The organism is Streptomyces sp. NBC_00210, from assembly GCF_045160975.1.
In the GTDB taxonomy this organism is placed as follows: domain Bacteria; phylum Actinomycetota; class Actinomycetes; order Streptomycetales; family Streptomycetaceae; genus Streptomyces.
On record NZ_CP108120.1, the window covers coordinates 4,299,363 to 4,322,070 of the forward strand.

Sequence of the window (22,708 nt, forward strand, 5' to 3'; positions counted from 1 at the left end):
GCATGAGTCTGTCTCTGCGCTTCGCCGCCGGATCACACAAGGGCATGATCCGGGAGGGCAATGAGGACTCCGGCTATGCCGGCCCCCGCCTTCTGGCCATCGCCGACGGCATGGGCGGCCAGGCCGCCGGCGAGGTCGCCTCATCGGAGGTCATCTCCACCCTCGTCACACTCGACGACGACGTACCCGGCTCGGACATCCTCACCTCGCTCGGCAGTGCCGTGCAGCGCGCCAACGACCAGCTGCGGCTGATGGTCGAGGAGGACCCCCAGCTCGAAGGCATGGGCACCACGCTCACCGCCCTGCTCTGGACCGGCCAGCGCCTCGGCCTCGTACACGTCGGCGACTCACGCGCCTATCTCCTCCGCGACGGCGTGCTGACCCAGATCACCCAGGACCACACCTGGGTGCAGCGCCTCGTCGACGAGGGCCGGATCACCGAAGAGGAAGCCACCACCCACCCGCAGCGCTCCCTGCTGATGCGCGCGCTGGGCAGCGGCGACCATGTCGAGCCCGACCTCTCCATCCGCGAGGTCCGCGCCGGCGACCGCTATCTGATCTGCTCCGACGGGCTCTCCGGCGTCGTCTCCCACCAGACGATGGAAGAGACCCTCGCCAGCTACCAGGGCCCGCAGGAGACCGTCCAGGACCTGATCCAGCTCGCACTGCGCGGCGGCGGCCCGGACAACATCACCTGCATCGTCGCCGACGTCCTCGACACCGACTCCAACGACACCCTGGCCGGGCAGCTCAACGACACCCCGGTCGTCGTCGGCGCGGTCGCCGAGAACCAGCTCCAGCTGAACGACGGCGGCGCCATGCAGACCCCGGCGGGACGCGCCGCCGGCCTCGGCCGCCCCGCATCCCCGCAGCCCGGCGGCTTCGGCCCACCCGGCAGCGGCGACGGCATGGGCTACGGCGGCATGCCGCCCGAGGGCAGCTTCGGGGCATACACCGACGAGGACTTCATCAAGCCGCGCGGCAGCCGCAAGTGGCTGAAGAGAAGCTTCTACGCCGTGCTCGCACTGGCAGTCGTCGGCGGCGGTCTGTACGGCGGCTACCGCTGGACCCAGACCCAGTACTACGTCGGCTCCAACGACGAGCACGTCGCCCTCTACCAGGGCATCAGCCAGGACCTGGCCTGGGTCTCGCTCTCGAACGTGGAGAAGGACCACCCCGAGATCGAACTCAAGTACCTCCCGCCCTACCAGCGCAAGCAGGTGGAGGCGACGATCACGGCGGACAGCCTCGGCAAGGCCCGCGCAAAGATCGACGAGCTCGCCGTGCAGGCCTCGGCCTGCAAGAAGGACGAGCAACGCCGCGAAGCGGCCGACCGCGCGAGCACCGCGCCACCCGGCGAGGGCCAGGCCGGTGGCACCACCGGCAAGCCGACCACCCAGAACGCCAAGACCAAGCCGACCGCAGCCACTCCCACTCCGGGCCCCACCCTCTCGGAGGAGGAGCAGAAGCTGGCCTCGAACTGCGGCAAGCAGTAATAGGCCGTAGGGGGCCTCTCCACCATGAGCGTTGTCACCAACACCACCACGATCGGCGCGATCGAAGCACCGAGCCGCCGCAACACCGAGCTGATGCTGCTCGCTTTCGCAGTCGTCATCCCGGTGTTCGCGTACATCAACGTGGGTCTCGCACTCGACGGCGAGCTGCCTGCCGGAGTGCTCGGCTACGGCATCGGCCTTGGCCTGCTCGCCGGTGTGGCCCACCTCGCGGTGCGCAAGTTCGCCAAGTACGCCGACCCGCTGCTGCTTCCACTGGCCGCGCTGCTCAACGGCCTCGGACTGGTGATGATCTGGAGACTGGACCAGTCGCCCCGGCTGATCCAGCGCGCCCAGAAGCTCTTCGGCGGCTTCAGCCCGGACGCCCCCAAGCAGCTGATGTACTCCGCGATCGGCATCGGCCTCTTCGTCGGCGTACTGATGCTGCTCAAGGACCACCGCATCCTGCAGCGCTACACGTACATCTCGATGGCAGCGGCCCTGGTCCTGCTGATCCTGCCGGTGTTCTTCCCGGCGGTGAACGGCGCCAAGATCTGGATCAGTCTCGGTCCCTTCACCATCCAGCCCGGCGAGTTCGCGAAGATCATCATTGCGATCTTCTTCTCCGGCTATCTGATGGTGAAGCGGGACGCCCTCGCGCTGGCCAGCCGCCGCTTCATGGGCCTGTATCTGCCCCGCGGCCGTGACCTCGGACCGATCCTCATGGTCTGGGCGATGTCGATCCTCATCCTGGTCTTCGAGACCGACCTCGGCACCTCGCTGCTGTTCTTCGGCCTCTTCGTGATCATGCTGTACGTCGCCACCGAGCGCACCAGCTGGATCGTCTTCGGCCTGCTGATGTCCGCCGTCGGCGCGGTCGGCGTCGCCTCCTTCGAGCCGCACGTCCAGCAGCGGGTGGAGTTCTGGCTCAACCCGTTCGCCGAGGAGACCTGGCGGCAGAGCGAACAGATCGGCCAGGCGCTGATGTCCTTCGGCTCCGGCGGCACCCTCGGCACCGGCCTCGGCCAGGGCGACTCCGACCTCATCGGCTTCGCCGCCAACTCCGACTTCATCCTCTCCACCTTCGGTGAAGAGCTGGGCCTGGCCGGAATGATGGCGTTCCTGCTGGTCTACGGCCTGATCGTGGAGCGCGGCGTACGCACCGCCCTCGCCGCCCGCGACCCCTTCGGCAAGCTCCTCGCCATCGGCCTCTCCGGCGCCTTCGCCATCCAGGTCTTCGTCGTCGCCGGCGGTGTCATGGGCCTCATCCCGCTCACCGGAATGACCATGCCGTTCGTGGCGTACGGCGGTTCGTCCGTGATCGCCAACTGGGCGCTGATCGGCATCCTGATCCGTATCAGCGACACCGCGCGCCGTCCCGCGCCGGCTCCCGCTCCGTCCCCCGACGCCGAGATGACCCAGGTGGTCCGACCGTGAACAAGCCCCTGCGCCGGATCGCGATCTTCTGCGGGCTCCTGGTACTCGCCCTGCTGGTGCGTACCAACTGGCTCCAGTACGTCCAGGCGGACGACCTGAACACCAACTCGAAGAACCGCCGTGTCCTGATCGAGCGGTACGCCGCCGAGCGCGGCAACATCATCGTCGACGGCAAGCCGATCACCGGTTCCGTGGAGACGAAGGACACGGACTTCAAGTTCAAGCGCACCTACGTCGACGGCCCCATGTGGGCTCCCGTCACCGGGTACGCCTCCCAGGCATTCGACGCCAACCAGATCGAGAAGCTCGAGGACGGCATCCTCACCGGCAACTCCGACCAGCTCTTCTTCGACCGCACGATGGCGATGTTCACCGGCGACAAGAAGAAGGGCGGCAACGTCGTCACGACGCTCAACGGCGCCGCGCAGAAGGCCGCCTACAAGGGCCTCGGCTCCAAGAAGGGCGCCGTCGCGGCCATCGATCCGCAGACCGGCAGGATCCTCGCGCTGGCCTCCACCCCCTCGTACGACCCCGCCTCCTTCGCCGGCTACGGCGCATCGGACGAGATCGCCTGGAACAAGCTCGAGAAGGACAAGGACAAGCCGAAGCTCAACCGCGCGCTGCGCGAGGTCTACCCGCCCGGTTCCACCTTCAAGGTGGTCACGGCGGCCGCAGCCCTGGAGCACGGCGAAGTCACGGACATCGAGGCGGCGACGGACACCCCTGAGCCGTACATCCTGCCCACCACCCGCACGCCGATGGTCAACCACGCCAGCGGCTGCAAGAACGCCAGCCTGAACCAGGCGCTCAAGGTCTCCTGCAACTCGGTCTTCGCGAAGCTCGGTGACAAGGTCGGCCGCGACAACATGCTGGAGACGGCGCAGAAGTTCGGCTTCAACAACCCCGAGGTCGACACCCCGGTGCGCGCCGCCGCCTCCGTCTACGACAAGACGATGGACCGCCCCGGAAACGCGCTGTCCTCCATCGGCCAGTTCAACACCGCCGCGTCCCCGCTCCAGATGGCCATGGTCACCGCTGCGATCGCCAACGACGGCAAGCTGATGAAGCCGTACATGATCGACCAGCTGGAATCGCCCAACCTGGACATCCTCAAGAAGAACGAGCCGCAGGAGATGAGCCGCCCGCTCTCCCAGAAGAACGCGCAGCTGCTGCAGCAGATGATGGAGAACGTCGTCGAGAACGGCACCGGCACCAAGGCCAAGATCGACGGCGCCACGGTCGGCGGCAAGACCGGCACCGCCCAGCACGGCGAGAACAACAGCAAAAACCCCTACGCCTGGTTCATCTCGTACGCCAAGACCGGCGACGGATCCCCGGTCGCCGTCGCGGTCGTCGTCGAGGACAGCGAGGCCAAGCGCGACGACATCACCGGCGGCGGCCTCGCCGCCCCGATCGCCAAGGCCGTGATGCAGGCGGTACTGGACAGCAAGAAGTGACACGGATCACGTCCGGCGTCCATACCTGCACATTGGGATACCGGTCGGGTATCAGGTGACGGTCACGGGCCGATCAGGTGGTACACGGCCGGTAGCGTATGCGCGAACAGCTAACCGCCGGACCACACGAGGGTGCGGTCGGGACTGACGGAGAGGGCTGGAACAGCTATGGAAGAGCCGCGTCGCCTCGGCGGCCGGTACGAACTGGGCTCGGTGCTCGGCCGCGGTGGCATGGCAGAGGTCTACCTCGCCCACGACACCCGGCTCGGCCGCACCGTCGCCGTGAAGACGCTGCGGGCCGACCTCGCCCGCGACCCGTCCTTCCAGGCCCGGTTCCGCCGTGAGGCCCAGTCGGCCGCCTCGCTCAATCACCCTGCGATCGTCGCTGTCTACGACACCGGCGAGGACTATGTCGACGGGGTCTCGATCCCGTACATCGTGATGGAGTACGTGGACGGCTCCACGCTCAGAGAGCTGCTGCACTCCGGGCGCAAGCTGCTGCCCGAGCGCACGCTGGAGATGACCATCGGCATCCTCCAGGCGCTCGAGTACTCGCACCGCAACGGCATCGTCCACCGCGACATCAAGCCGGCGAACGTCATGCTGACGCGCACCGGCCAGGTCAAGGTCATGGACTTCGGCATCGCCCGCGCGATGGGCGACTCCGGCATGACCATGACCCAGACCGCGGCCGTCATCGGCACCGCCCAGTACCTCTCCCCGGAACAGGCCAAGGGCGAGCAGGTCGACGCGCGCTCCGACCTGTACTCCACCGGCTGCCTGCTCTACGAGCTCCTCACCGTCCGTCCCCCGTTCGTGGGCGACTCCCCGGTGGCGGTGGCGTATCAGCATGTACGCGAGGAGCCGCAGCCGCCCAGCAACTTCGACCCCGAGATCACGCCCGAGATGGACGCCATCGTCCTGCGGGCCCTGGTCAAGGACCCCGACTACCGCTACCAGTCCGCCGACGAGATGCGCGCGGACATCGAGGCCTGCCTCGACGGCCAGCCAGTCGCGGCGACGGCGGCGATGGGCGCGGTCGGCTACGGCGGGTACGGCGCGGACGACCAGCCGACCACGGCACTGCGCCAGGCCGACCCGGCGGGCCAGACGTCGATGCTCCCGCCGATGAACCCGGACGACGGCGGCTACGGCGGTTACGACGACCGTCCGGACCGCCGCCGCCAGAAGAAGTCGAACACCTCGACGATCCTGCTGGTCCTCGCGGGCATCCTGGTGCTGGTCGGCGCGGTGCTGATCGGCAAGTCGGTCTTCGGCGGTGGCGGCGGCAGCGGCGATGTGCCGGTGCCTGCGCTCGTGGGCAAGACACTGACCGAGGCACAGGACCTCGCGACCAACTCACACGTGAAGGTCGCGCAGTCCGGCACACAGCGGTGCGAACAGCCCAAGGGCAGCATCTGCAGCCAGACGCCGGGTGAGGGCGGCAAGATGAAGGAGGGCGAGACCGTCCAGGTCGTCGTCTCCGAGGGCGCGCCCAAGATCGAGGTTCCCGACGTCACCGAGAAGTCCCGGGAGAAGGCCGAGAAGGCTCTGACGGACAAGAACTTCGTCGTCAAGTTCGAGGAGGCCGAGTCGTCGGACCAAGAGCCGGGCACAGTGCTCAGCCAGGTCCCCAAGGGCGGCTCCCAGGCCGAGAAGGGCTCGACGGTCACCCTCACCGTGGCCAAGCAGTCCAAGATCAACGTGCCGCCGGTCGTGGGAGCGCAATTCGACGCCGCAAAGGCCCAGCTGGAAGGCCTTGAGTTCCAGGTCGCCCGAACCGACGTGGACTCCAATCAGCCCGCGGGTACGGTCATCGCGCAGGACCCCCAGGGCGGCACGCAGGCGGCCAAGGGAACCACGGTCACCCTGCAGGTCTCCAAGGGCCCGCAGCAGACCGCCCAGGTGCCGAACCTGTTCAACAAGACGCTCGGCGAGGCCAAGCAGCTCCTGGCCCAGGCGGGCCTGCAGCTCGGCAACGTCGACGGTCCCAACGACGACAAGGCCCGGGTCATCGTCCAGGACCCGGCGGCCGGCAGCCAGGCGACTCCCGGCCAGCAGGTGAGTGTCCGCACCATCGACGGTGGCGGCGGGAACAACGGTGGCGGCGGCAACGACGGCGGAATCTTCGGCTAGTCGCCGCCCCAGTAAGGCGAAGGCCCCGGCTCCCTTGATGGGCGCCGGGGCCCTTCTTGTGCCGTCACCTCTATGCCGTCACCTCTTATGCCGTCGCCCACTTCGCGCACACTCTCGACCATCGGTCGTGTCTTCATATGTCCCGACTCGTTGGGCCGGATGAGGTGGGGACTCCGGCTCCACCTCGGCCGCAAGGCCGATTACACGAGTAGACGGGGACGGACACGTGATCAACGAAGCCGTACTGCTGGAGTCGAGGTCGCTGCGCGAGGGTGTTGTCGCGCGAACAGAGGTGCTTGACAAGGTGAAGACGCTGTCGCTGCTGCCGGACGGCATGCATGTGACGACAGCGATGGTTGCCGCCTACTTCGGGGTCGCCGAGACTGTGATCAACAACCTTCTCGGCCGACACCGCGAAGAGCTCGAGATCAACGGTCTACGAGTCCTGCGCGGCGCTGAGCTGCAGGAATTCAAGGAACTCACCCTGAGTTCCTATCCCGAGAGTTATCCACAGCCCCGTTCGGGCATGGCCATCTGGCCACGTCGAGCCGTCCTCAACGTCGCCATGCTCCTCCGCGACAGCGACGTCGCACGTCAGGTGCGTACATACCTCCTCGACATGGAGTACATGGCACGCACTGCCCCTGTGGACAACTCCGTCCACAGCCCTGACGACTCCCTCGACGAACGCATCGACCGGCGCATCGCCGACATCCTCGGCACAGCCGTCGTCCCCATGTTCAACGCCCTCATCGAGACCTCGGGCGAACACCGCAAGGAACTGATAGCGCTTCGCCAGGACATCCAACACGTCGAGCGCAAACTCTGTCTCCACCACACTCGGCTGCGGCGACTGGAAGGCCCCCGGGAAGACCGGCCGCTCGCCGGCGTCATGGCTGCCATCGACGCCATGAACGGCTACGAGTTCGAAGAGCACATCGCCGGCCTGCTGCGCCGTGACGGCTGCTCCGCCGTCGTCGTACGCGGCGGTGGCGGCGACCGTGGCGTGGACATCACGGGCCGTACCCCCGACGGGCGACCTCTCGTCGTCCAGTGCAAGCGATTCGCGCCCCACAACTCCGTGACGAGCCCCGACATCCAGAAATTCCTGGGGGCCGCCAAGGTGCTGCACAAGGCCGACGTCGCTCTCTACGTAGCCACGTGCCCGTTCACCCGCGAAGCGCTCTACATCTCCGCCGAGGGCGGCATCACCGCCGTGCATCGAGGGCTGCTGGAGGCCTGGAGCGCGGGCACTGCGCTGAACGTTCTGCGGTAGCCGACGCCGTACAGACAAAGGGCCCGAAGTCGCAAGGCTCAGTTGCGGCTTCGGGCCCGACTCATCGTACGGCTAGCGCAGTTCCACCGGCGGCGTACGGTCCTTGTCGACCCTCTCCGTACGCACCAGCTCGCCCCACACGATGTACCGGTAGTCGGAGGTGTAGATGGGCGTGCACGTCGTCAGCGTGATGTACCGGCCCGGCTTCGTCTTCCCCGACTCCTTCGGGACCGGCTGCAGCACATCCACGTTGAACTTCGACGTCTCAGTGAGCTTCTTGTAGACCTTGTAGACGTACCAGGTGTCCCGCGTCTCGAAGACGATCGGGTCGCCGTCCTTCAGCTTGTGGATGTTGTGGAACTTCGCACCGTGGCCGTCCCGGTGCGCCGCCAGCGTGAAGTTGCCTTTCTTGTCCCAGGGGAGCGCCGACTTGATCGGGTCCTTGTAGTAGCCGGCGATACCGTCGTTGAGGCTCATGGAATCGGTGCCCTGCTTCACCAGCACCTCGCCGTTGTTCATGGCGGGAACGTGCAGAAAGCCGATGCCGTCCTTGGTGTCGAGCGCGCCGGGGCTGCCGGCCCAGTCGTCGCGCATCTGGTCGCCCTGCTTGGAAGCCTCACGGTCGGCAAGGACGTTCGTCCACCACAGGGAGTAGACGACGAAGAGCCCCAGCACCACGCCCGCAGTGATCAGCAGCTCGCCGAAGACACTGATGACGCCGGCGGTCCGGCTACGCGCACGTGACACTGCACTTTTCCCGTCTTGAAGTCCCAGAAGTCCCACAGCGTTCAGCCGACAAGCGCGTCGGGTTTGCCCTTGCTGCGCGGCCGTTCCTCGACCATCTTGCCCCACACGATCATTCGGTACGTACTCGTGAATTCCGGCGTACACGTCGTCAGCGTGATGTACCGGCCGGGCTCGGTGAACCCGGAGCCGGGCGGCACCGGACCGATCACGCTCACGTTCGACGGCGACGTCTGGGGGAGGATGCTCTCCATCTTGTACGTGTAGTACGCATCCTGGGTCTCCACGACGATCGGATCCCCCGGCTTGAGACGGTTGATGTACCGGAAGGGTTCGCCGTGGGTGTTGCGGTGGCCTGCGACCGCGAAGTTGCCCAACTTGTCCGAAGGCATTGCGGTCTTGAGCTTCCCTTCGCCGTAGTGACCCACCATTCCGCGGTCGAGGACATTGTGCTTGCTGATGCCCTCCGCGATCGGGACGACCACATCCAGCTTGGGGATGTGCATGATGGCGAAGCCCTGTCCCGGCTCGAACGCACCGGGCTTGCGGCCCTTCGCCCAGTCGTCCTGGATCTTGTTCGTCTCCTGACTGGCCTCCTGCCCGGCGCGGATGTTCGTCCACCAGAGCTGGTAGGTGACGAAGAGCAGCATCAGCACGCCGAAGCTGATGAAGAGCTCGCCGATGGCGCGGCTGGCGATGACAGCGGGGCTGTCCTTCGCCGCACGCGCGGCACGGCGGGCCTCGACGCGCGAAAGCGGCTTGGCAGGCGCCCCAGGCGCCCCGGAAGCCGAGGCGGCGGCAGCGGGCTCGGGGCGCCTGCGCCCGCGGGCCTTGGCCGCCCGGCGGCGCTCGGCCCGGCCGGGACCGGCGGGCGTCTCGGCGGCGCGCCGGGTCTCCGACGTACGCAGGGCCACGGTCTCGTCGTCCGGTACGGGTATCGGCTCGGATATGCCCTGAGGTTCCGCTTCCGGCTGCGACTGCGCTTGCGGCTGCGCATACCAGTCCCGCTGATAGCCCTCAGAGTCGTCTACGGCGTACTGCTGCTCATGGCCGGACCACTCCTGGGACCGGGACTGAGACTGAGGCTCCTGCTGCACATACCCCTCGTCCGCCGGACCGTCCGTCGCCAGGAACCACGGCGAGCTGTGCTCCCCCGGCGGCAGAGGATCCGTCAGCGGGTCGTACTCGTGCCCGTCACCGGGGCGCGGCGAGCTCACGCCACGGCCTTGCCCACCACTGGTGCGAGCCCCGCCGAACGCCCGACCGCGCCGGTGTCGCCGCACTGCTCCAGCCAGTTGGCGAGCATCAGATGGCCATGTTCGGTGAGCACCGACTCGGGGTGGAACTGCACACCCTCGACGGCCAGTTCACGGTGGCGCAGCCCCATGATGATGCCGTCCGCCGTACGCGCCGTGACCTCCAGCTCGTCCGGCAGCTCCGCGGGCTCGGCAGCCAGCGAGTGGTAGCGGGTCGCGGTGAAGGGCGAGGGCAGCCCGGTGAATACCCCCTTGCCCTCGTGCGTGACCAGCGAGGTCTTGCCGTGCAGCAGCTCGGGCGCGCGGCCCACCACACCGCCGTACGCCACCGCCATCGACTGCATGCCCAGACAGACGCCGAAGACCGGCACGCCGGTGTCCGCGCAGTGCCGGACCATCTCGATACAGACCCCGGCCTGCTCCGGCGCGCCCGGCCCGGGGGAGAGCAGCACCCCGTCGAAGCCGTCCTGCGCATGCGAGAGGGCCACCTCGTCGTTGCGTAGAACCTCACACTCCGCACCGAGCTGGTACAGGTACTGAACGAGGTTGAAGACGAAGCTGTCGTAGTTGTCGACGACCAGAATGCGCGCGCTCATCTGGCCGCCCCCGCTCCGTCGACCGTCACATCGTTGAACGGAAGCAGCGGCTCCGCCCACGGGAAGACGTACTGGAACAGCACGTATACGACCGCGAGGATCAGCACGAGCGAGGTGAACGCCCGCGCCCATGCATTGCCCGGCAGATGCCGCCAGATCCAGCCGTACATGCTGTCCCTTTCCGTTCGGTACCGCACCAGACTAAAGGTCGGCAGGGGTGCATGGGTCAGCTGTGCAAAGCTTCCGGTTTGCCGTCGGTCACAGGCTGCATGGCGTCCAGATGCGCCCAGGCGACCAGCCGGTGGCTGCTGCCCCATTCCGGATCGCACGTGGTCAGGGTCAGATAGCGTCCCGGCCCGTCGAAGCCGGACTTCCCGGGGACGGGATCGATCACGCCGACGTCACTCGGGACGGTCCGGTAGGGCTCATTGTCGATGCGGTACGTGAACCAGGTCGTCCCGTCCGTCAGCACGACCGCGTCCCCCGGGCGCAGCTGTGGAAAGTCCTTGAAAGGATCGCCGTACGTGCGCCGGTGCCCGGCGACGGAGAAGTTGCCGGTGCCGCCGAGCGCCGTGGTGGACGCATAGTGCCCAAGGCCCCTCTTGAGGGTGCCCGTCGTGGTGCCTTCCAGGACCGGCCAGTCCCAACTCCTGCCGAAGCGGGGAATGTACATCACGGCGAAGGGCTTGCCGTCCTCGTACGCCTTGGGAGCCGGCGGAACGGGCGTCGTCGTCCGCCCGGGCGCCGGGACCGGGGACGCGACCGTGCCCTGGGACCACTCCTCCTGGAGCCTGTCGATCTGGCCGTCGCTGGCACCGGCCGCCTTGACGCCGGTCCAGAACAGCACGTACACGACGAAGAGGACGATCAAGGTACCGACGGTGATGCAGAGTTCACTGAAGGTCCTGACGACCAGGCGTACCGACACCGTCCGTCCCACCGTCCCCCCAGGGGCTACCGCACCGGCTTCGCGTAGTGGAGATCCACTGTGCCCGAGTAGCCGGGGAGAGTCACCGCCTCGCGGTCGTCGACTTTCCAGCCGAGGCCGTAGGCCTTCACATAGAGCTGGTAGTTCTGGATCGCCGGGGAGGCGGTGAGCGCCTTCTTGAGCGCGCCCCGGTCACCGACCGCGGTGATCTTGTACGGCGGGGAGTAGACGCGACCCTGGAGGATCAGCGTGTTGCCGACGCACCGCACGGCGCTGGTGGAGATCAGCCGCTGATCCATGACCTGGACGCCCCTGGCGCCGCCCTGCCACAGGGCATTGACGACGGCCTGCAGGTCCTGCTGGTGAATCACCAGGTCATTGGCCTGCGGCTCGGGGTAGCCGGGCGCGGCCTGCGCGTTCGGCGGCGCGTCGTTGAGGGTGACGGTGACGGCGGGCCCGCTGATCTTCTCGGTACCCGCGGCCTTCTCCAGAGCGCCGAGCTTCACGTTCTCGGCCTTGGTGGAGCCGTTGTCGCGCTGGGCGAGGACGTCGATGTCCCCGCGCAGCGCCGCGGTGGACTCGTCGAGGTCCGCGTTCTTGGCGCTGCGCTGCTGGATCAGGTCGGAGAGCTTCAGCAGCGACGCGTCCGTCCGGATATTGGTGCCCTTGGCGGTATTGAAGCTGGTCACGAAGATCAGCCCGGCAAGCGCGAAAACGGCAGCCGTCAGCAACCGGACCAGCCGCCACTCGAAGCGGTGGACCGGCCCTTGGGGGGAGTCGGCAGAATTGCTCAACGTACCCTTATCTCCTTAGGCGCCGCGGAAGCACTACGCTAACGGACGCCCGGGTGAGGCCGTGGTCCCCCTCGCTCCAGCCCCGGCGCCAAGCCACAGTTCCCTGCGCGGTCACGCAGCGCATCGACAGGAGAGTCCCTCGTGCCGAAGTCACGTATCCGCAAGAAGGCCGACTTCACGCCGCCGGCGTCGAAGCAGGCGACGAACATCAAGCTGACCAACCGCAGCTGGGTTGCGCCGGTGATGCTCGCGCTGTTCCTGATCGGTCTCGCCTGGATCGTCCTCTTCTATGTGACCGAGGGCGACCTGCCGATCAAGAGCTTCGGCAACTGGAACATCGTCGCGGGCTTCGGCTTCATCGCCGCCGGCTTCGGTGTCTCCACCCAGTGGAAGTAGCTTTTCCGCAGCTTCGGCGGCCTCCGCTGCCCGGCCGCCAAGTCCTGCCCTGAGGTTATCCACAGGTTTTCCACAGTGGGGAAAAGGTCAGACGATCTGTGGATAACTCTCCGGGCATTGACGCCGGTGTGACTGCATCGGCCATCTTGGTGAAGCGCCCCGCCCCTTGTCCCTGCTGGGAAAACCCAGCTCAGCGACAAGGGGCACGCTTGTTCCCCACAGCATGCACAAGATCCGCCACGCGCTGTGGACAACTTTGGGGAAAGGTCTCGCTCAGGTGAGCGCGACGGTCCTGGCCAGCACGGTCACGACGGTCGCGATGAGGACCAGTGCACAGGTCCCGGCCTGCACGAGGGTGCGGTGCTCGCGGGGCGCGTGCACCAGGCCGAAGGCGATGGCCGTGCCCGCGATCAGGCCGCCGACATGCGCCTCCCAGGCGATGCCCGACCAGGTGAAAGTGAAGAGCAGGTTCAGCGCGAGCAGGGCGATGACCGGCCGCATGTCGTAGTTGAGGCGGCGCATCAGTACGGCCGTCGCTCCCAGCAGTCCGAAGATGGCGCCGGAGGCACCCAGCGAGGCCTGGTCCGGGGAGGCGAGCAGATAGGTGAAGGCGCTGCCGGCCAGCCCGGAGAGCAGATAGAGCGCGAGGTAGCGGATGCGCCCCAGCGCCTGCTCCAGGGGGCCGCCGAGCCACCACAGGCCCAGCATGTTGAATGCGAAGTGCCATACCGCCTGGTGCAGGAACATCGAGGTGACGAGCCGGTACCACTGTCCCTCGGCGACGCCTTCCACCGGGGAGAACGGCGCGGGCGGCCACTGTCCGACCAGAGCCAGATCGCTGACCACGCGGTCGCTCGCCAGCGCGGCGATGAACACGGCGGCATTGATGGCCAGCAGGATCTTGGTGACCAGGTGAGGGCTGGCCGACGCGGCACCGCCGGCGACGGTCCGGGGCTGGTTGGCGGTCGCGGAGTGTCCCGTACCGGATCCGCTGCGTACGCACTCGGGGCAGTGGAAGCCGACCGACGCGCTGACCATGCAGTCCGGGCAGATGGGCCGTTCGCAACGGGTGCAGGTGATGCCCGTGTCGCGGCCCGGATGCCGGTAGCAGCTGGGCAGGCTGTGCGCGTCCTGCGGCTCCTGCGGACTGCCTGGCGCCTGGTCCATGAGGTCCTCGATCTCCCTAGGTCAACACCACTGGCTCAACACACCGCCCCGCCCATCCATACGGACGAGCGGGGCGTATTGGTTCCCGTGGGATCAGCCTTCGCGGGTTTCGACGACGACCGACTCGATGATGACGTCATTGACCGGGCGGTCGGTGCGCGGGTTGGTCTGGGTGCCTGCGATGGTGTCCACGACCTTCTTGCCGGCCTCACTGGTGACCTCGCCGAAGATGGTGTGCTTACGGGTGAGCCAGGCGGTGGGCGACACGGTGATGAAGAACTGCGAGCCGTTGGTGCCCGGTCCGGCGTTGGCCATGGCCAGCAGGTACGGCTTGTCGAAGGCGAGGTCGGGGTGGAACTCGTCCCCGAATTCGTAGCCCGGGCCGCCGGTGCCGTTGCCCAGCGGGTCGCCGCCCTGGATCATGAAGCCGCTGATCACGCGGTGGAAGACCGTTCCGTCGTACAGCTTGTCCGTGGACTTCTTGCCCGTCGCCGGGTTGGTCCATTCCCGCTCGCCGTTGGCGAGTTCCACGAAGTTCTTGACCGTCTTCGGGGCGTGGTTCGGCAGGAGCCGAATCTCGATGTCGCCCTGGTTGGTCTTCAGGGTGGCGTAAAGCTGCTCGGCCACGGTGTGCCTTCCGTAAGTCTTCTCTGACGTCTCCCGATCCTCGCACGGAAGAGTCGTGTAGGGAGAAAAGCCGCCGGGTAGCCGACTGGGCGGCGCGTTATGAGGCGAACCGTGGCATCGTCGTCCACAAGGTACCTACATGACCCGGATGCCCGCCCCGCATGCCGAGACGGCAGTCAACAGGCATGATTTCGAAACGGGTGGAAAGGCGAAACTGTGCCCAACTGGAAATAAGCCCCCAGTCCCCCAGAACGCCACCGAGGAGGAGGATCCCGTGACCCGCATGGACAGCGTGCGCGCCGCGACCGGTACGGCGAAGGACAGCGTGCTGCACGCCGCGGACGTGGTGGCGCCCTACGCCGATACGGCAAAGGACCAGGCCGCGCACTACGCGCACGAGGCCCGCGTACGGCTCGCGCCAAAAGTCTCGAAGGCAGCTAAGAAGGCCCGTGTGCAGGCGCGTGTGCAGTACGGCACGCGTGTGGCGCCGCATGTGCCGCCGAATGTGGACCGCGCTGCGCGCCGGGCCGCGATTCAGGCCCGGAGGACCGCTCGCCAGGCGGCGGAGTACACCGTTCCGCGTGTCGAGCACGCGGTGGCCGTCACTCAGCCCGTTCGGGAAGAGGCTGTGGCCCGCTCCGCTGCGGCGCTGGCCGCGCTACGTGGGCAGGTGACGGCGAAGGAAATCGAGAAGTTGGTGAGGAAGCACGAACGGCGTGCCAGGGCCGGTCGTCTCGCCAAGGGCCTTGCGATCATTGGCGTGGTGGCCGGTGGAGCTGTCGCCGTCTGGAAGTGGTGGGACAAGCAGGCCAACCCCGATTGGCTGGTCGAACCGCCCGCTGCCACGGAGGTCTCCGACCGCGCGCCGCTGTCGTCCGTCGACGGCAGTGAGCGATCCGATCTCGACCCGGAGGTGCAGGCGAAGCAGGCTGAGGCGGAAGCCGCGGATCGCGACGACCGTGCCTGATGGCTGGTGGCGCCGGGAGGCAGTGAGAGCTCCCGGCGCCTCATGCTGAGGCGAGCGCCCGGTCGGTGGCGGGGTCGGGAGTGGTGCGCGGCCCGCCGTCGGGAAGGTGGAGGGCGTCGGCGCTGTCGGCGTCGGGTGCGGGCAGGTGCCGGCTGGCGGGCGATGAGCCGTGGGCCTCGGCGCGGATCCGCTGCTTGATCGTCGGCGGCAGGGATCTGTCGCGCGCGATCGGGTTCCAGCGTGTATGGGGGGATGATGCCGTCGCCCGGACGGCCTGCCTGCGCCGCTGCTTCGGCACGGTCGGCAGACCCGGCCGGTCCGGCGTCTGCGCGGCCGGCTGCTCGGCGGCGGTGGTGGCGGTGGTCAGCCCCACCGAGGCAAGCAGTGCAAAGAACGCGCTGATGAGCGCGGTCCACAGATTTCTGACCTTCAAGGCGGCCATGACCCCTCGCTTTCGGGTTGAGCGATCTACATACCTTCCTCATGATGTGTACGCATCTTGAGAAGTGCGGGAGCTACGCCGCCGCTGCGCAGTTCTTCCGATGAACACCACCCGGACGGTCCAATCCGCAGTGCGAGCAGAGCCGCGAGGCGGTAAGGGGGCAGCGAAAAGGGCGCTCCGATCTGTCGAGAACAGATCGGAGCGCCCTTTGGGTGTGGAGCCTAGGGGAGTCGAACCCCTGACATCTGCCATGCAAAGACAGCGCTCTACCAACTGAGCTAAGGCCCCGGGATGGGTGGGTACGGCCGAGCAGAAACCTGTCTCGGCGACCGCCGGGGACCAGAGTACCGGGTGACCCCCCAGATCCTGCAAAAGGATTAGGACTCCCTATGGGCGACCACGCTCCGTAAGATGCTCGACGTGGTTCGCAGCAGCGAAGCCCGCTTTGGGGAAGCGATGGGGAGACGCACATGGACGCCGCTCAGCAGGAAACAACCGCAAGAGCCAGAGAGCTGCAGCGCAGCTGGTACGGAGAGCCGCTGGGGGCGCTCTTCCGTCGGCTGATCGATGATCTGGGTCTGAATCAGGCCCGCCTCGCGGCGGTGCTCGGGCTGTCGGCTCCCATGCTCTCCCAGTTGATGAGCGGCCAGCGCGCGAAGATCGGCAACCCCGCGGTCGTCCAGCGTGTGCAGGCGCTGCAGGATTTGGCGAGCCAGGTGGCCGACGGCAGCGTCAGCGCTGTCGAAGCCACTGACCGGATGGAAGAGATCAAGAAGTCGCAGGGGGGCTCTGTATTGACCGGCACCAGCCAGAGCACGAGCAGTTCCGGTGCGCCGACGGTGCGCCGTGTCGTACGGGAGATCCAGTCGCTGCTGCGTTCCGTGGCCGCGGCGGGCGACATCATCGATGCTGCGGACTCGCTCGCCCCGAGCCACCCCGAGCTGGCAGAGTTCCTCAGGGTGTACGGCGCGGGGCGCACGGCTGACGCGGTCGCGCACTACGAGTCGCATCAGAGCTGACTGGAGCTGACTGAGGCAGCGGGCCTCACTGGGGAACGGGGAGCGGGCGCAGCGCAATGGGTGAGGTCTTCGCTGGTCGGTATGAACTGATCGACCCGATCGGACGTGGCGGTGTCGGTGCGGTCTGGCGTGCCTGGGATCACCGGCGCCGTCGCTATGTCGCGGCCAAGGTGCTGCAGCAGAGCGATGCGCACACGCTGCTGCGCTTCGTCCGCGAGCAGGCTCTGCGGATCGATCACCCGCATGTCCTCGCCCCGGCCAGCTGGGCCGCGGACGACGACAAGGTGCTGTTCACCATGGATCTGGTGAGTGGCGGGTCGCTTGCGCATGTGATCGGCGACTATGGCCCGTTGCCTCCCCGTTTTGTGTGCACCCTGCTCGATCAGTTGTTGTCCGGACTTGCCGCGGTGCACGCGGAGGGGGTCGTGCACCGCGACATCAAGCCGGCGAACATCCTGCTGGAGGCCACCGGAACCGGGCGGCCGCATCTGCGGCTGTCCGACTTCGGCATCTCGATGCGCAAGGGCGAGCCGCGGCTGACCGAGACGAACTATGTGGTGGGCACGCCCGGTTATTTCGCGCCCGAGCAGATGATGGGCGCGGAGCCGGACTTCCCGGCCGATCTCTTCGCGGTAGGCCTGGTCGCGCTCTATCTGCTCGAGGGCCAGAAGCCCGACTCCAGGGCGCTGGTCGAGCACTTCGCCAACAACGGGACTCCCGGCGCTCCCCAGGGCATCCCGGAACCGCTGTGGCAGGTGCTGGCCGGTCTGCTGCAGCCCGATCCGGGGGCTCGGTTCCGTACGGCCACGGGCGCGCGGAAGGCGCTGACGGCGGCCGTCGAAATGCTCCCGGACGCCGGGGCCGACGACGAGCCGGTGGAGGTCTTCGACCAGATCGGGCCGCTCCCTGGGGGCTTCGGCCCCACCGGTCCCGTAACGGCCGCAGCAGCTGCCCCACAGGCCCCTCATGTCCCGCAGGCCGCGCAGGCTCCCGTGCAGCCGCCGCTCCCGCCGTCGGAGACGGGCAGCTTCCATCTGGCCCCGCCACCTCAGCAGCCGCCCGCACAACTCCCGCACGTGGCCCAGCCGTCCACTCCTCCCCCCATGCCCGCGGCACCGGAGCCGACGCCCACGCCGACCCCCATCCCGACACCTGTACCGGCGCACGGCGCCTCCCCTCTTCATGCTCCGACCGGGCCGACCGCCCCGGTGCAGTACGAACCGCCTTCTACTCGTGCTTACACCGCTCAGAGCCCGCAGGTTCCGCTCCCGCACGCGCCGATTCCGACGGCGTCCGGAAAGCGACCGGGACCGCCCCCGAAGGTTGCGGTCCCGGTGCTGATCGTCGCGCTGCTGTGTTTCGCGGTCGGTATCTGGGCACTGACCCAGGCCTGACCGCCGGCCCTCAACTACCAGGAGGGCGGCGGCCCGTACTGCCCCGGCGCCTGTCCCGGAACCTGCCCTTGAGCCGGAACCTGTGCCTGCCCGGGAATGTGCCCCTGGATCTGCCCCTGCGCCTGCGCCTGCGCCTGCGGCGGGAACGGAGCGACCGGCCCGGGCGCCGCCTCGGGCACCGCACCCGCGCCCGTGCGCCGCCGGGCCAGCAGCGTCCACACGCCGAGCCCCACCACCAGCACGGCCCCCGCACCGATCCCGGCCGCCGCGACCAGCTTCATCGTGTCGCCCTTCGCCGCCTGAGGCGCGCTCTTCCCGCTGTCCGCGGCCTCCTGGTCGTCCTGGGTGACCTCGAAGTCTCCCGCGGGCCCGGCGTATGCGGGAGCGCTCTGCGCCTCGCCCTCGACATTCACCCGCAGCGTCAGCGGGATCGCCTTCTTGCCGTACTGCTCGCCGATCTCAGGGCTGAGCGTGACCGAGAGGTAGTACCAGCCGGCGAACCGCATGGCGCTGTTGGAGCTGTCGGAGTCGTGCCTGTTCTCGTACGCCACCGGCGGCAGCGGATCGAGCGCCAGCGTCTTCTGCTTGCCGTCGTAGTACATGCTCGATGTGTCCTCCACCATCCCGCGTGCCGGGTTGTGCAGGGCCATGACGAGGGCGTTGCCGACGCTCTGCGCGCTGTCGGGCGCCGCGCTGCTGCCGAGGTCGGCGCTGGCGAAGATCTGCTGTCCCCAGTTCACCGGAACCCGGTAGAAGAGCGTCTGGCCAGGGGTGATCTGGTCCTGCCACTCGCCCTCCTTCAGGCCGGTGGCGTCCGTGAAGCTCGTGCCGCCGTGCCGCTTCTGCGGTCCGCCGCCGGGCGCGGCGGGCGATGCGGACGGCCAGTTCTCGGGCGGCGCAGTCGGACCGGCCGACTTCAGCCCGGGCTCGGAGGCGAAACGGATCTCCACGTCCCACGGCTCGGGCGTCGAGGTGTCCTCGCCGGACCGCTCCAGGAGTACGTAGTACGCGCCTGCATCCTGGCAGCTGCTGCTGCCCTTCTCGATGGTCCGGTCCGCATACGCGGCCACCGGCCTGGCGTATGTGGCCGCGCCGAACTGGGCGTCGTCGTCACCGCACTTGATGCCCGAGCGGTCCTCGATGCTCACCGCGAGCTTGTCCGCGTACGCGACCTTGGTAGCCAGTTTGGGGACGGCCACCGCCGAGATGTACGCATTGGTCTTGGCATCCAGGTCGACGCGGTAATAGCGCTTCTCGCCCGGCTTGATGATGTCCCGGTAGGTCGATCCGGCCTTCAGGGGCGGCCCGTCGCTGTTCACCGCCGAGCCCTTGACCGTCTTCGCTTCGCTGTCGAAGGCGTACGGATTGGGCTCGCCGGCTGCCCAGGCCTGCCCGGGCAGCGCCGCCACCGCGCACATCGCCGCCATGGCCGCCAGCGTCACCCGGCCGCTGCCGCGCTGCCTCTTCACGCGCTTCTCCTTGTCCGCCGTACCAGTACGAGCACCAGGCCCGCGATCAGGACGACTGCGCCGCCTGCCGCCGCGGCGGTCGCGGTGCCGGACCATCCTGCCCCGGCAGCCGCTTTGCTGTCTTGGCGGGCAGCCGAATCACCCTGCTTGTCCCCCTTCTTCGCGAGCAGGGGCGCGTCATGCTGCGGACCGGACAGTTCGTCGCCCAGCACCGCGACCCGCAACACGACGCCGATCCGGGGGTTCTCGGCGATTTCGGCGGCCTTGGCGCCGAGCGTGACGGCGATGTAGAAACCGCCCTTGGTGTGCACGGGGACGACATTGGGGTGGGACTCGTGGCGGTTGGTCCAGGCGACCGGCACGGTGCCCATCTTCAGTGCCATCGGCCGGCCGTTGTAAATGGACTGCGGACTGAACTCCGCGGTGCCGCCGCCGACCGGCGCCCGGCCCGGCGTGAAGACCTGCGTGGCTCCGTAGGACCAGACCGAGGAGGCGCCGTCCACAGTGGGCTCGTTGGCGAACTCCACGTCGTAGCGCAGCTGCTGACCCCAGCCGACCGGGACCCTGTACCAGAGCGTCTGCGACGGCAGCACCTTGTCCCGCCACACGCCCTGCCCGATCTCCCTGGCGTCGTTGAAGCCGGTGCCGCCCGCCACATCGCGCGGGTCCCCGGTGGGCAGCTGGGCGGCCTTGCCGACGTGCCCATACTCAGGCTGCGACTGGGCCGGCGTCACACCCTTGGGCAGCGGCTTCTCGGACCCGTACGTCAGCTCCAGCGGCCAGCGCGCGGCGTCCGAGCCTTTCTTGCTCTCCCGCTCCACGACCAGCCAGTACCGGCCCGCCTTGTCACAGGAGCTCATGCCCTTCTCGCTGGGAATCCGGGCAACGGCCGAAGTCAGCGGGGTCGCCCCCTCCTTCTGGAAGAAGTGCTCGGTGCTCGTCCCGCAGGAACTGTCAGTGCCGTACGCGATCCTGGTGCGCAGTGCGTCCAAGGTGTCCACCGCCGCGCCGGCCTGGGGCACCGCCGTCGCCGAGAACTGAACAGTGGTCTCGGCATCGAGGTCGACCGCGTAGTACCGCCGCTCGCCCGGGCCGATGGTGTCCAGATACTGCCCCGGTACGAGAGCCGGTGCCGCGTCCCGCTGCGGCGCGCCCTCGACCTGCTTGCCGCGGAAGCGGTATCCGTCGGCCGACAACTGCGCGGAGCGCTGGAGTTGTCGGGCGAGCGCCTTGGCGTCGGGTGCGTCGTAGTAACGGCCGTTGCCCGCCTTCGCGATGCACTCGAGCTGCGCTCGTGCCGCGCCCCGCACCTGGAAGCCGACGGTGTCGATGCGCAGCCCGATCCCGCCCTTGGAGAGCTGCTGGGCGACTTCGCAGGGCTGCGGGGAGCCGCAGTTGTCCTCGCCGTCGGAGATCAGCAGGATCGTACGGGTCCCGATGGAGCCGTCCGCGGGCGCCGGGAGGTCGTTGGCGGCCTTCTGCAGCGAGAGCCCGATGGGGGTGTCGCCCTTGGGCTGCAGGGCTGCCACGGCCTGCTTCATGCCCGCGCGGTCCAGTGGCCCGACCGGCCGGGCCAGCCGGGTGTCGGTGCAGCCCTTGGGCCGGTCCGCGCCGTAGACCCGCAGGCCGGTGGGAAAGCCGTCCGGAAGGGCGTCGACGACCGTTCCGACGGCCGCGCGGGCGGATGCCATCCGGGTCTGCCCCGTGCCGTCGTCGTCGGCCATGGAGCCGGAGGAGTCGAGCACCATGACGAGCCCGCTCTTCCCGTCGGGCACCTCGGCCCGTGCCGCCTGCCCCGCTTTCCCCGCCTGCCCTGCTGCCCCCGCCGGTGCGGCTGCTCTCGCGACCGGCAGCGGGCCGGCCGCAAGGGCCAGCAGCGCCGCTCCGATCGTCGCCACCGTCGCGCGGTGGCCCAGTCGTGCCGTCACTCGTGTTCCCCTTCCGAGTCCCCCATATTTGCTCTTGCAAGCTAGTGATTTGCGAGGGTGAACTCAAGGGCAGGATAGTCACGGTCTCGCAACGCCACCCCGCATCGACCGGGCCCGGGCAGCACGAAGCCCCGGCCGCTTCAGCGACCGGGGCTTGGTGATCCAAGAATGCTGCGTCTCACACACCCGAACCTGCGGGCACGGAGTCGGTCGCCTCCGTCCACAGATCCTGCTCGGCGCGATCCGCCTGGATCTGGCGGTACACGAGGAGCCCGCCGATGGCGGCCAGTGCGACCAGGAGAAGCTTCTTCACCGCGCGACCTCGTCTTTCCTTGACGTATGAGGACTTCTGGCGCCCGACTATACACACCGACCGATACCGATCGGTGACCTGCGTACCAGCCGTGCACGCCTCAACTACTGCCCCGGACAAAGCGATCGGCCCGGACGGAGAATCTCCGTCCGGGCCGAATCACGACTGTGGGGCTAACAGGATTTGAACCTGTGGCCTCATCCTTATCAGGGATGCGCTCTAACCAACTGAGCTATAGCCCCGCCGCGCTGCGCGCTGACTCATGAAGATTAGCGCACGTCGGGGCCAGTCCCAAAATCGGTTGTCATGCCTCACTCGTCCTCGGCGAGGGTGAGCTCGACACCACCCACGAAACCGGCCGACAGGTTGTAGATGAAGGCCCCCAGCGTCGCCAGCGCCGTCGCCAGCACCACATCGATCACCGCGATCACCGAGGTGAAGATGAGCACCCGCGGCAGCGACAGGAACGACTGAAGGTCGAAACCATTGCTCTCGTTGGAGCCGGTGGCCTCGCTGATCGTCCCGCCGACCGTCGAGAAGACGCCCATCGCGTCCATGACCATCCACAGCACCGCGGCCGCGATGACGGTGCAGATGCCCAGCGCGATGGAGAGCAGGAAGCTGACCTTCATCACCGACCACGGGTCGGCCTTGGCCACCCGCAGCCGTGCCTTGCGCGTACGCGGCGTCGTGCGCGCCCCGGTGCGCGGCAGGCGCATAGCGCCCCCCGCTTGCGGCGCGCCGCCACCGCCCGGCGGCGAGGGATACGCCTGCGGCGGGTGGTACGGCTGCGCAGGCTGCTGGGGCGGCTGCTCGCCGCCGTACGTCTCGTAAGGGGGGTTTGGCCCCCGGGTGTCCGTCACCGTAAC

The 22,708-nt window shown here is 68.1% G+C and carries 22 protein-coding genes and 2 tRNA genes; 9 read left to right on the plus strand and 15 right to left on the minus strand.

What is annotated here, in order from left to right:
• Positions 1-2 precede the first annotated feature (2 nt).
• The 5 genes from OG729_RS19445 to OG729_RS19465 all read left to right on the plus strand — a co-directional run bounded on the left by OG729_RS19445 (position 3) and on the right by OG729_RS19465 (position 7,799).
• Positions 3-1,496 carry a PP2C family serine/threonine-protein phosphatase gene (locus tag OG729_RS19445; RefSeq protein ID WP_360867041.1) on the plus strand — a complete coding sequence of 498 codons (1,494 nt, stop codon included), beginning with the start codon at positions 3-5 and terminating at the stop codon, positions 1,494-1,496.
• 24 nt (positions 1,497-1,520) lie between these two features.
• Entirely contained in the window at positions 1,521-2,930 is a 1,410-nt protein-coding gene (locus tag OG729_RS19450; RefSeq protein ID WP_360867043.1) for an FtsW/RodA/SpoVE family cell cycle protein, read from the plus strand.
• Positions 2,927-4,387: a penicillin-binding transpeptidase domain-containing protein gene (locus OG729_RS19455; RefSeq protein ID WP_360867046.1), complete on the plus strand. Its 1,461-nt coding sequence runs from the start codon at positions 2,927-2,929 to the stop codon at positions 4,385-4,387. Before OG729_RS19450 ends, OG729_RS19455 begins: the two co-directional genes overlap by 4 nt.
• Before the next feature lie 168 nt (positions 4,388-4,555).
• Positions 4,556-6,523 carry a Stk1 family PASTA domain-containing Ser/Thr kinase gene (pknB, locus tag OG729_RS19460; RefSeq protein ID WP_360867049.1) on the plus strand — a complete coding sequence of 656 codons (1,968 nt, stop codon included), beginning with the start codon at positions 4,556-4,558 and terminating at the stop codon, positions 6,521-6,523.
• 226 nt (positions 6,524-6,749) lie between these two features.
• Positions 6,750-7,799 carry a restriction endonuclease gene (locus OG729_RS19465; protein ID WP_405807343.1) on the plus strand — a complete coding sequence of 350 codons (1,050 nt, stop codon included), beginning with the start codon at positions 6,750-6,752 and terminating at the stop codon, positions 7,797-7,799.
• 72 nt (positions 7,800-7,871) lie between these two features.
• On the opposite strand, the gene OG729_RS19470 is transcribed toward OG729_RS19465, so the two are convergent.
• The 6 genes from OG729_RS19470 to OG729_RS19495 are packed head-to-tail and all read right to left on the minus strand — an operon-like array spanning position 7,872 to position 12,117.
• Positions 7,872-8,546, minus strand: coding sequence for a class E sortase (locus tag OG729_RS19470; RefSeq protein ID WP_360867055.1), 675 nt, complete (start codon positions 8,544-8,546; stop codon positions 7,872-7,874).
• 41 nt (positions 8,547-8,587) lie between these two features.
• Positions 8,588-9,760, minus strand: a complete 1,173-nt coding sequence (locus OG729_RS19475; RefSeq protein ID WP_405807345.1) for a class E sortase — start codon at positions 9,758-9,760, stop codon at positions 8,588-8,590.
• Positions 9,757-10,395 carry an aminodeoxychorismate/anthranilate synthase component II gene (locus OG729_RS19480; protein WP_360867061.1) on the minus strand — a complete coding sequence of 213 codons (639 nt, stop codon included), beginning with the start codon at positions 10,393-10,395 and terminating at the stop codon, positions 9,757-9,759. The genes OG729_RS19475 and OG729_RS19480 overlap by 4 nt, the downstream gene beginning before the upstream one ends.
• Positions 10,392-10,565: a hypothetical protein gene (locus OG729_RS19485; protein ID WP_405807347.1), complete on the minus strand. Its 174-nt coding sequence runs from the start codon at positions 10,563-10,565 to the stop codon at positions 10,392-10,394. The genes OG729_RS19480 and OG729_RS19485 overlap by 4 nt, the downstream gene beginning before the upstream one ends.
• A 56-nt stretch (positions 10,566-10,621) precedes the next feature.
• The gene (locus tag OG729_RS19490) at positions 10,622-11,323 is read right to left on the minus strand and encodes a class E sortase (RefSeq protein WP_405807348.1); all 702 of its coding nucleotides are present in this window, start codon (positions 11,321-11,323) and stop codon (positions 10,622-10,624) included.
• A gap of 26 nt (positions 11,324-11,349) precedes the next feature.
• Positions 11,350-12,117, minus strand: coding sequence for a DUF881 domain-containing protein (locus OG729_RS19495; RefSeq protein ID WP_360867067.1), 768 nt, complete (start codon positions 12,115-12,117; stop codon positions 11,350-11,352).
• Between the two features lie 141 nt (positions 12,118-12,258).
• Here OG729_RS19495 and crgA point away from each other — a divergent pair, with 141 nt between their 5' ends.
• Positions 12,259-12,513 carry a cell division protein CrgA gene (gene crgA / locus OG729_RS19500; RefSeq protein ID WP_360867069.1) on the plus strand — a complete coding sequence of 85 codons (255 nt, stop codon included), beginning with the start codon at positions 12,259-12,261 and terminating at the stop codon, positions 12,511-12,513.
• A gap of 273 nt (positions 12,514-12,786) precedes the next feature.
• On the opposite strand, the gene OG729_RS19505 is transcribed toward crgA, so the two are convergent.
• Both OG729_RS19505 and OG729_RS19510 read right to left on the minus strand, forming a co-directional pair.
• Entirely contained in the window at positions 12,787-13,680 is an 894-nt protein-coding gene (locus OG729_RS19505) for a rhomboid family intramembrane serine protease (protein WP_405807350.1), read from the minus strand.
• A gap of 93 nt (positions 13,681-13,773) precedes the next feature.
• Entirely contained in the window at positions 13,774-14,307 is a 534-nt protein-coding gene (locus OG729_RS19510; RefSeq protein WP_405807352.1) for a peptidylprolyl isomerase, read from the minus strand.
• Positions 14,308-14,581: 274 nt separating this feature from the next.
• Here OG729_RS19510 and OG729_RS19515 point away from each other — a divergent pair, with 274 nt between their 5' ends.
• Positions 14,582-15,274 carry a DUF5324 family protein gene (locus OG729_RS19515; RefSeq protein WP_360867078.1) on the plus strand — a complete coding sequence of 231 codons (693 nt, stop codon included), beginning with the start codon at positions 14,582-14,584 and terminating at the stop codon, positions 15,272-15,274.
• 40 nt (positions 15,275-15,314) lie between these two features.
• On the opposite strand, the gene OG729_RS19520 is transcribed toward OG729_RS19515, so the two are convergent.
• Positions 15,315-15,716: a DUF6344 domain-containing protein gene (locus tag OG729_RS19520; protein WP_405807354.1), complete on the minus strand. Its 402-nt coding sequence runs from the start codon at positions 15,714-15,716 to the stop codon at positions 15,315-15,317.
• Between the two features lie 215 nt (positions 15,717-15,931).
• Positions 15,932-16,004, minus strand: a tRNA-Ala gene (locus OG729_RS19525).
• A 182-nt stretch (positions 16,005-16,186) separates the two neighbouring features.
• Here OG729_RS19525 and OG729_RS19530 point away from each other — a divergent pair.
• Both OG729_RS19530 and OG729_RS19535 read left to right on the plus strand, forming a co-directional pair.
• A complete protein-coding gene (locus tag OG729_RS19530; protein ID WP_328682482.1) occupies positions 16,187-16,735 on the plus strand; it encodes a DNA-binding protein in 549 nt (182 codons plus the stop codon).
• A 56-nt stretch (positions 16,736-16,791) separates the two neighbouring features.
• Entirely contained in the window at positions 16,792-18,129 is a 1,338-nt protein-coding gene (locus tag OG729_RS19535; RefSeq protein ID WP_360867084.1) for a serine/threonine-protein kinase, read from the plus strand.
• A gap of 14 nt (positions 18,130-18,143) precedes the next feature.
• Here OG729_RS19535 and OG729_RS19540 read toward each other — a convergent pair whose 3' ends face one another.
• From OG729_RS19540 to OG729_RS19560, 5 genes are all read right to left on the minus strand, one after another.
• Positions 18,144-19,598 (minus strand): hypothetical protein, encoded by a 1,455-nt coding sequence (locus OG729_RS19540; protein ID WP_405807356.1) that lies wholly within the window; start codon positions 19,596-19,598, stop codon positions 18,144-18,146.
• Positions 19,595-21,526 (minus strand): vWA domain-containing protein, encoded by a 1,932-nt coding sequence (locus OG729_RS19545; protein ID WP_405807358.1) that lies wholly within the window; start codon positions 21,524-21,526, stop codon positions 19,595-19,597. Before OG729_RS19545 ends, OG729_RS19540 begins: the two co-directional genes overlap by 4 nt.
• A 178-nt stretch (positions 21,527-21,704) precedes the next feature.
• Positions 21,705-21,839 (minus strand): DLW-39 family protein, encoded by a 135-nt coding sequence (locus tag OG729_RS19550; protein ID WP_003958712.1) that lies wholly within the window; start codon positions 21,837-21,839, stop codon positions 21,705-21,707.
• Positions 21,840-22,007: 168 nt separating this feature from the next.
• A tRNA-Ile gene (locus tag OG729_RS19555) sits at positions 22,008-22,081 on the minus strand.
• 69 nt (positions 22,082-22,150) lie between these two features.
• Positions 22,151-22,702, minus strand: a complete 552-nt coding sequence (locus OG729_RS19560; RefSeq protein WP_360867092.1) for a DUF3566 domain-containing protein — start codon at positions 22,700-22,702, stop codon at positions 22,151-22,153.
• Positions 22,703-22,708: the final 6 nt, after the last annotated feature.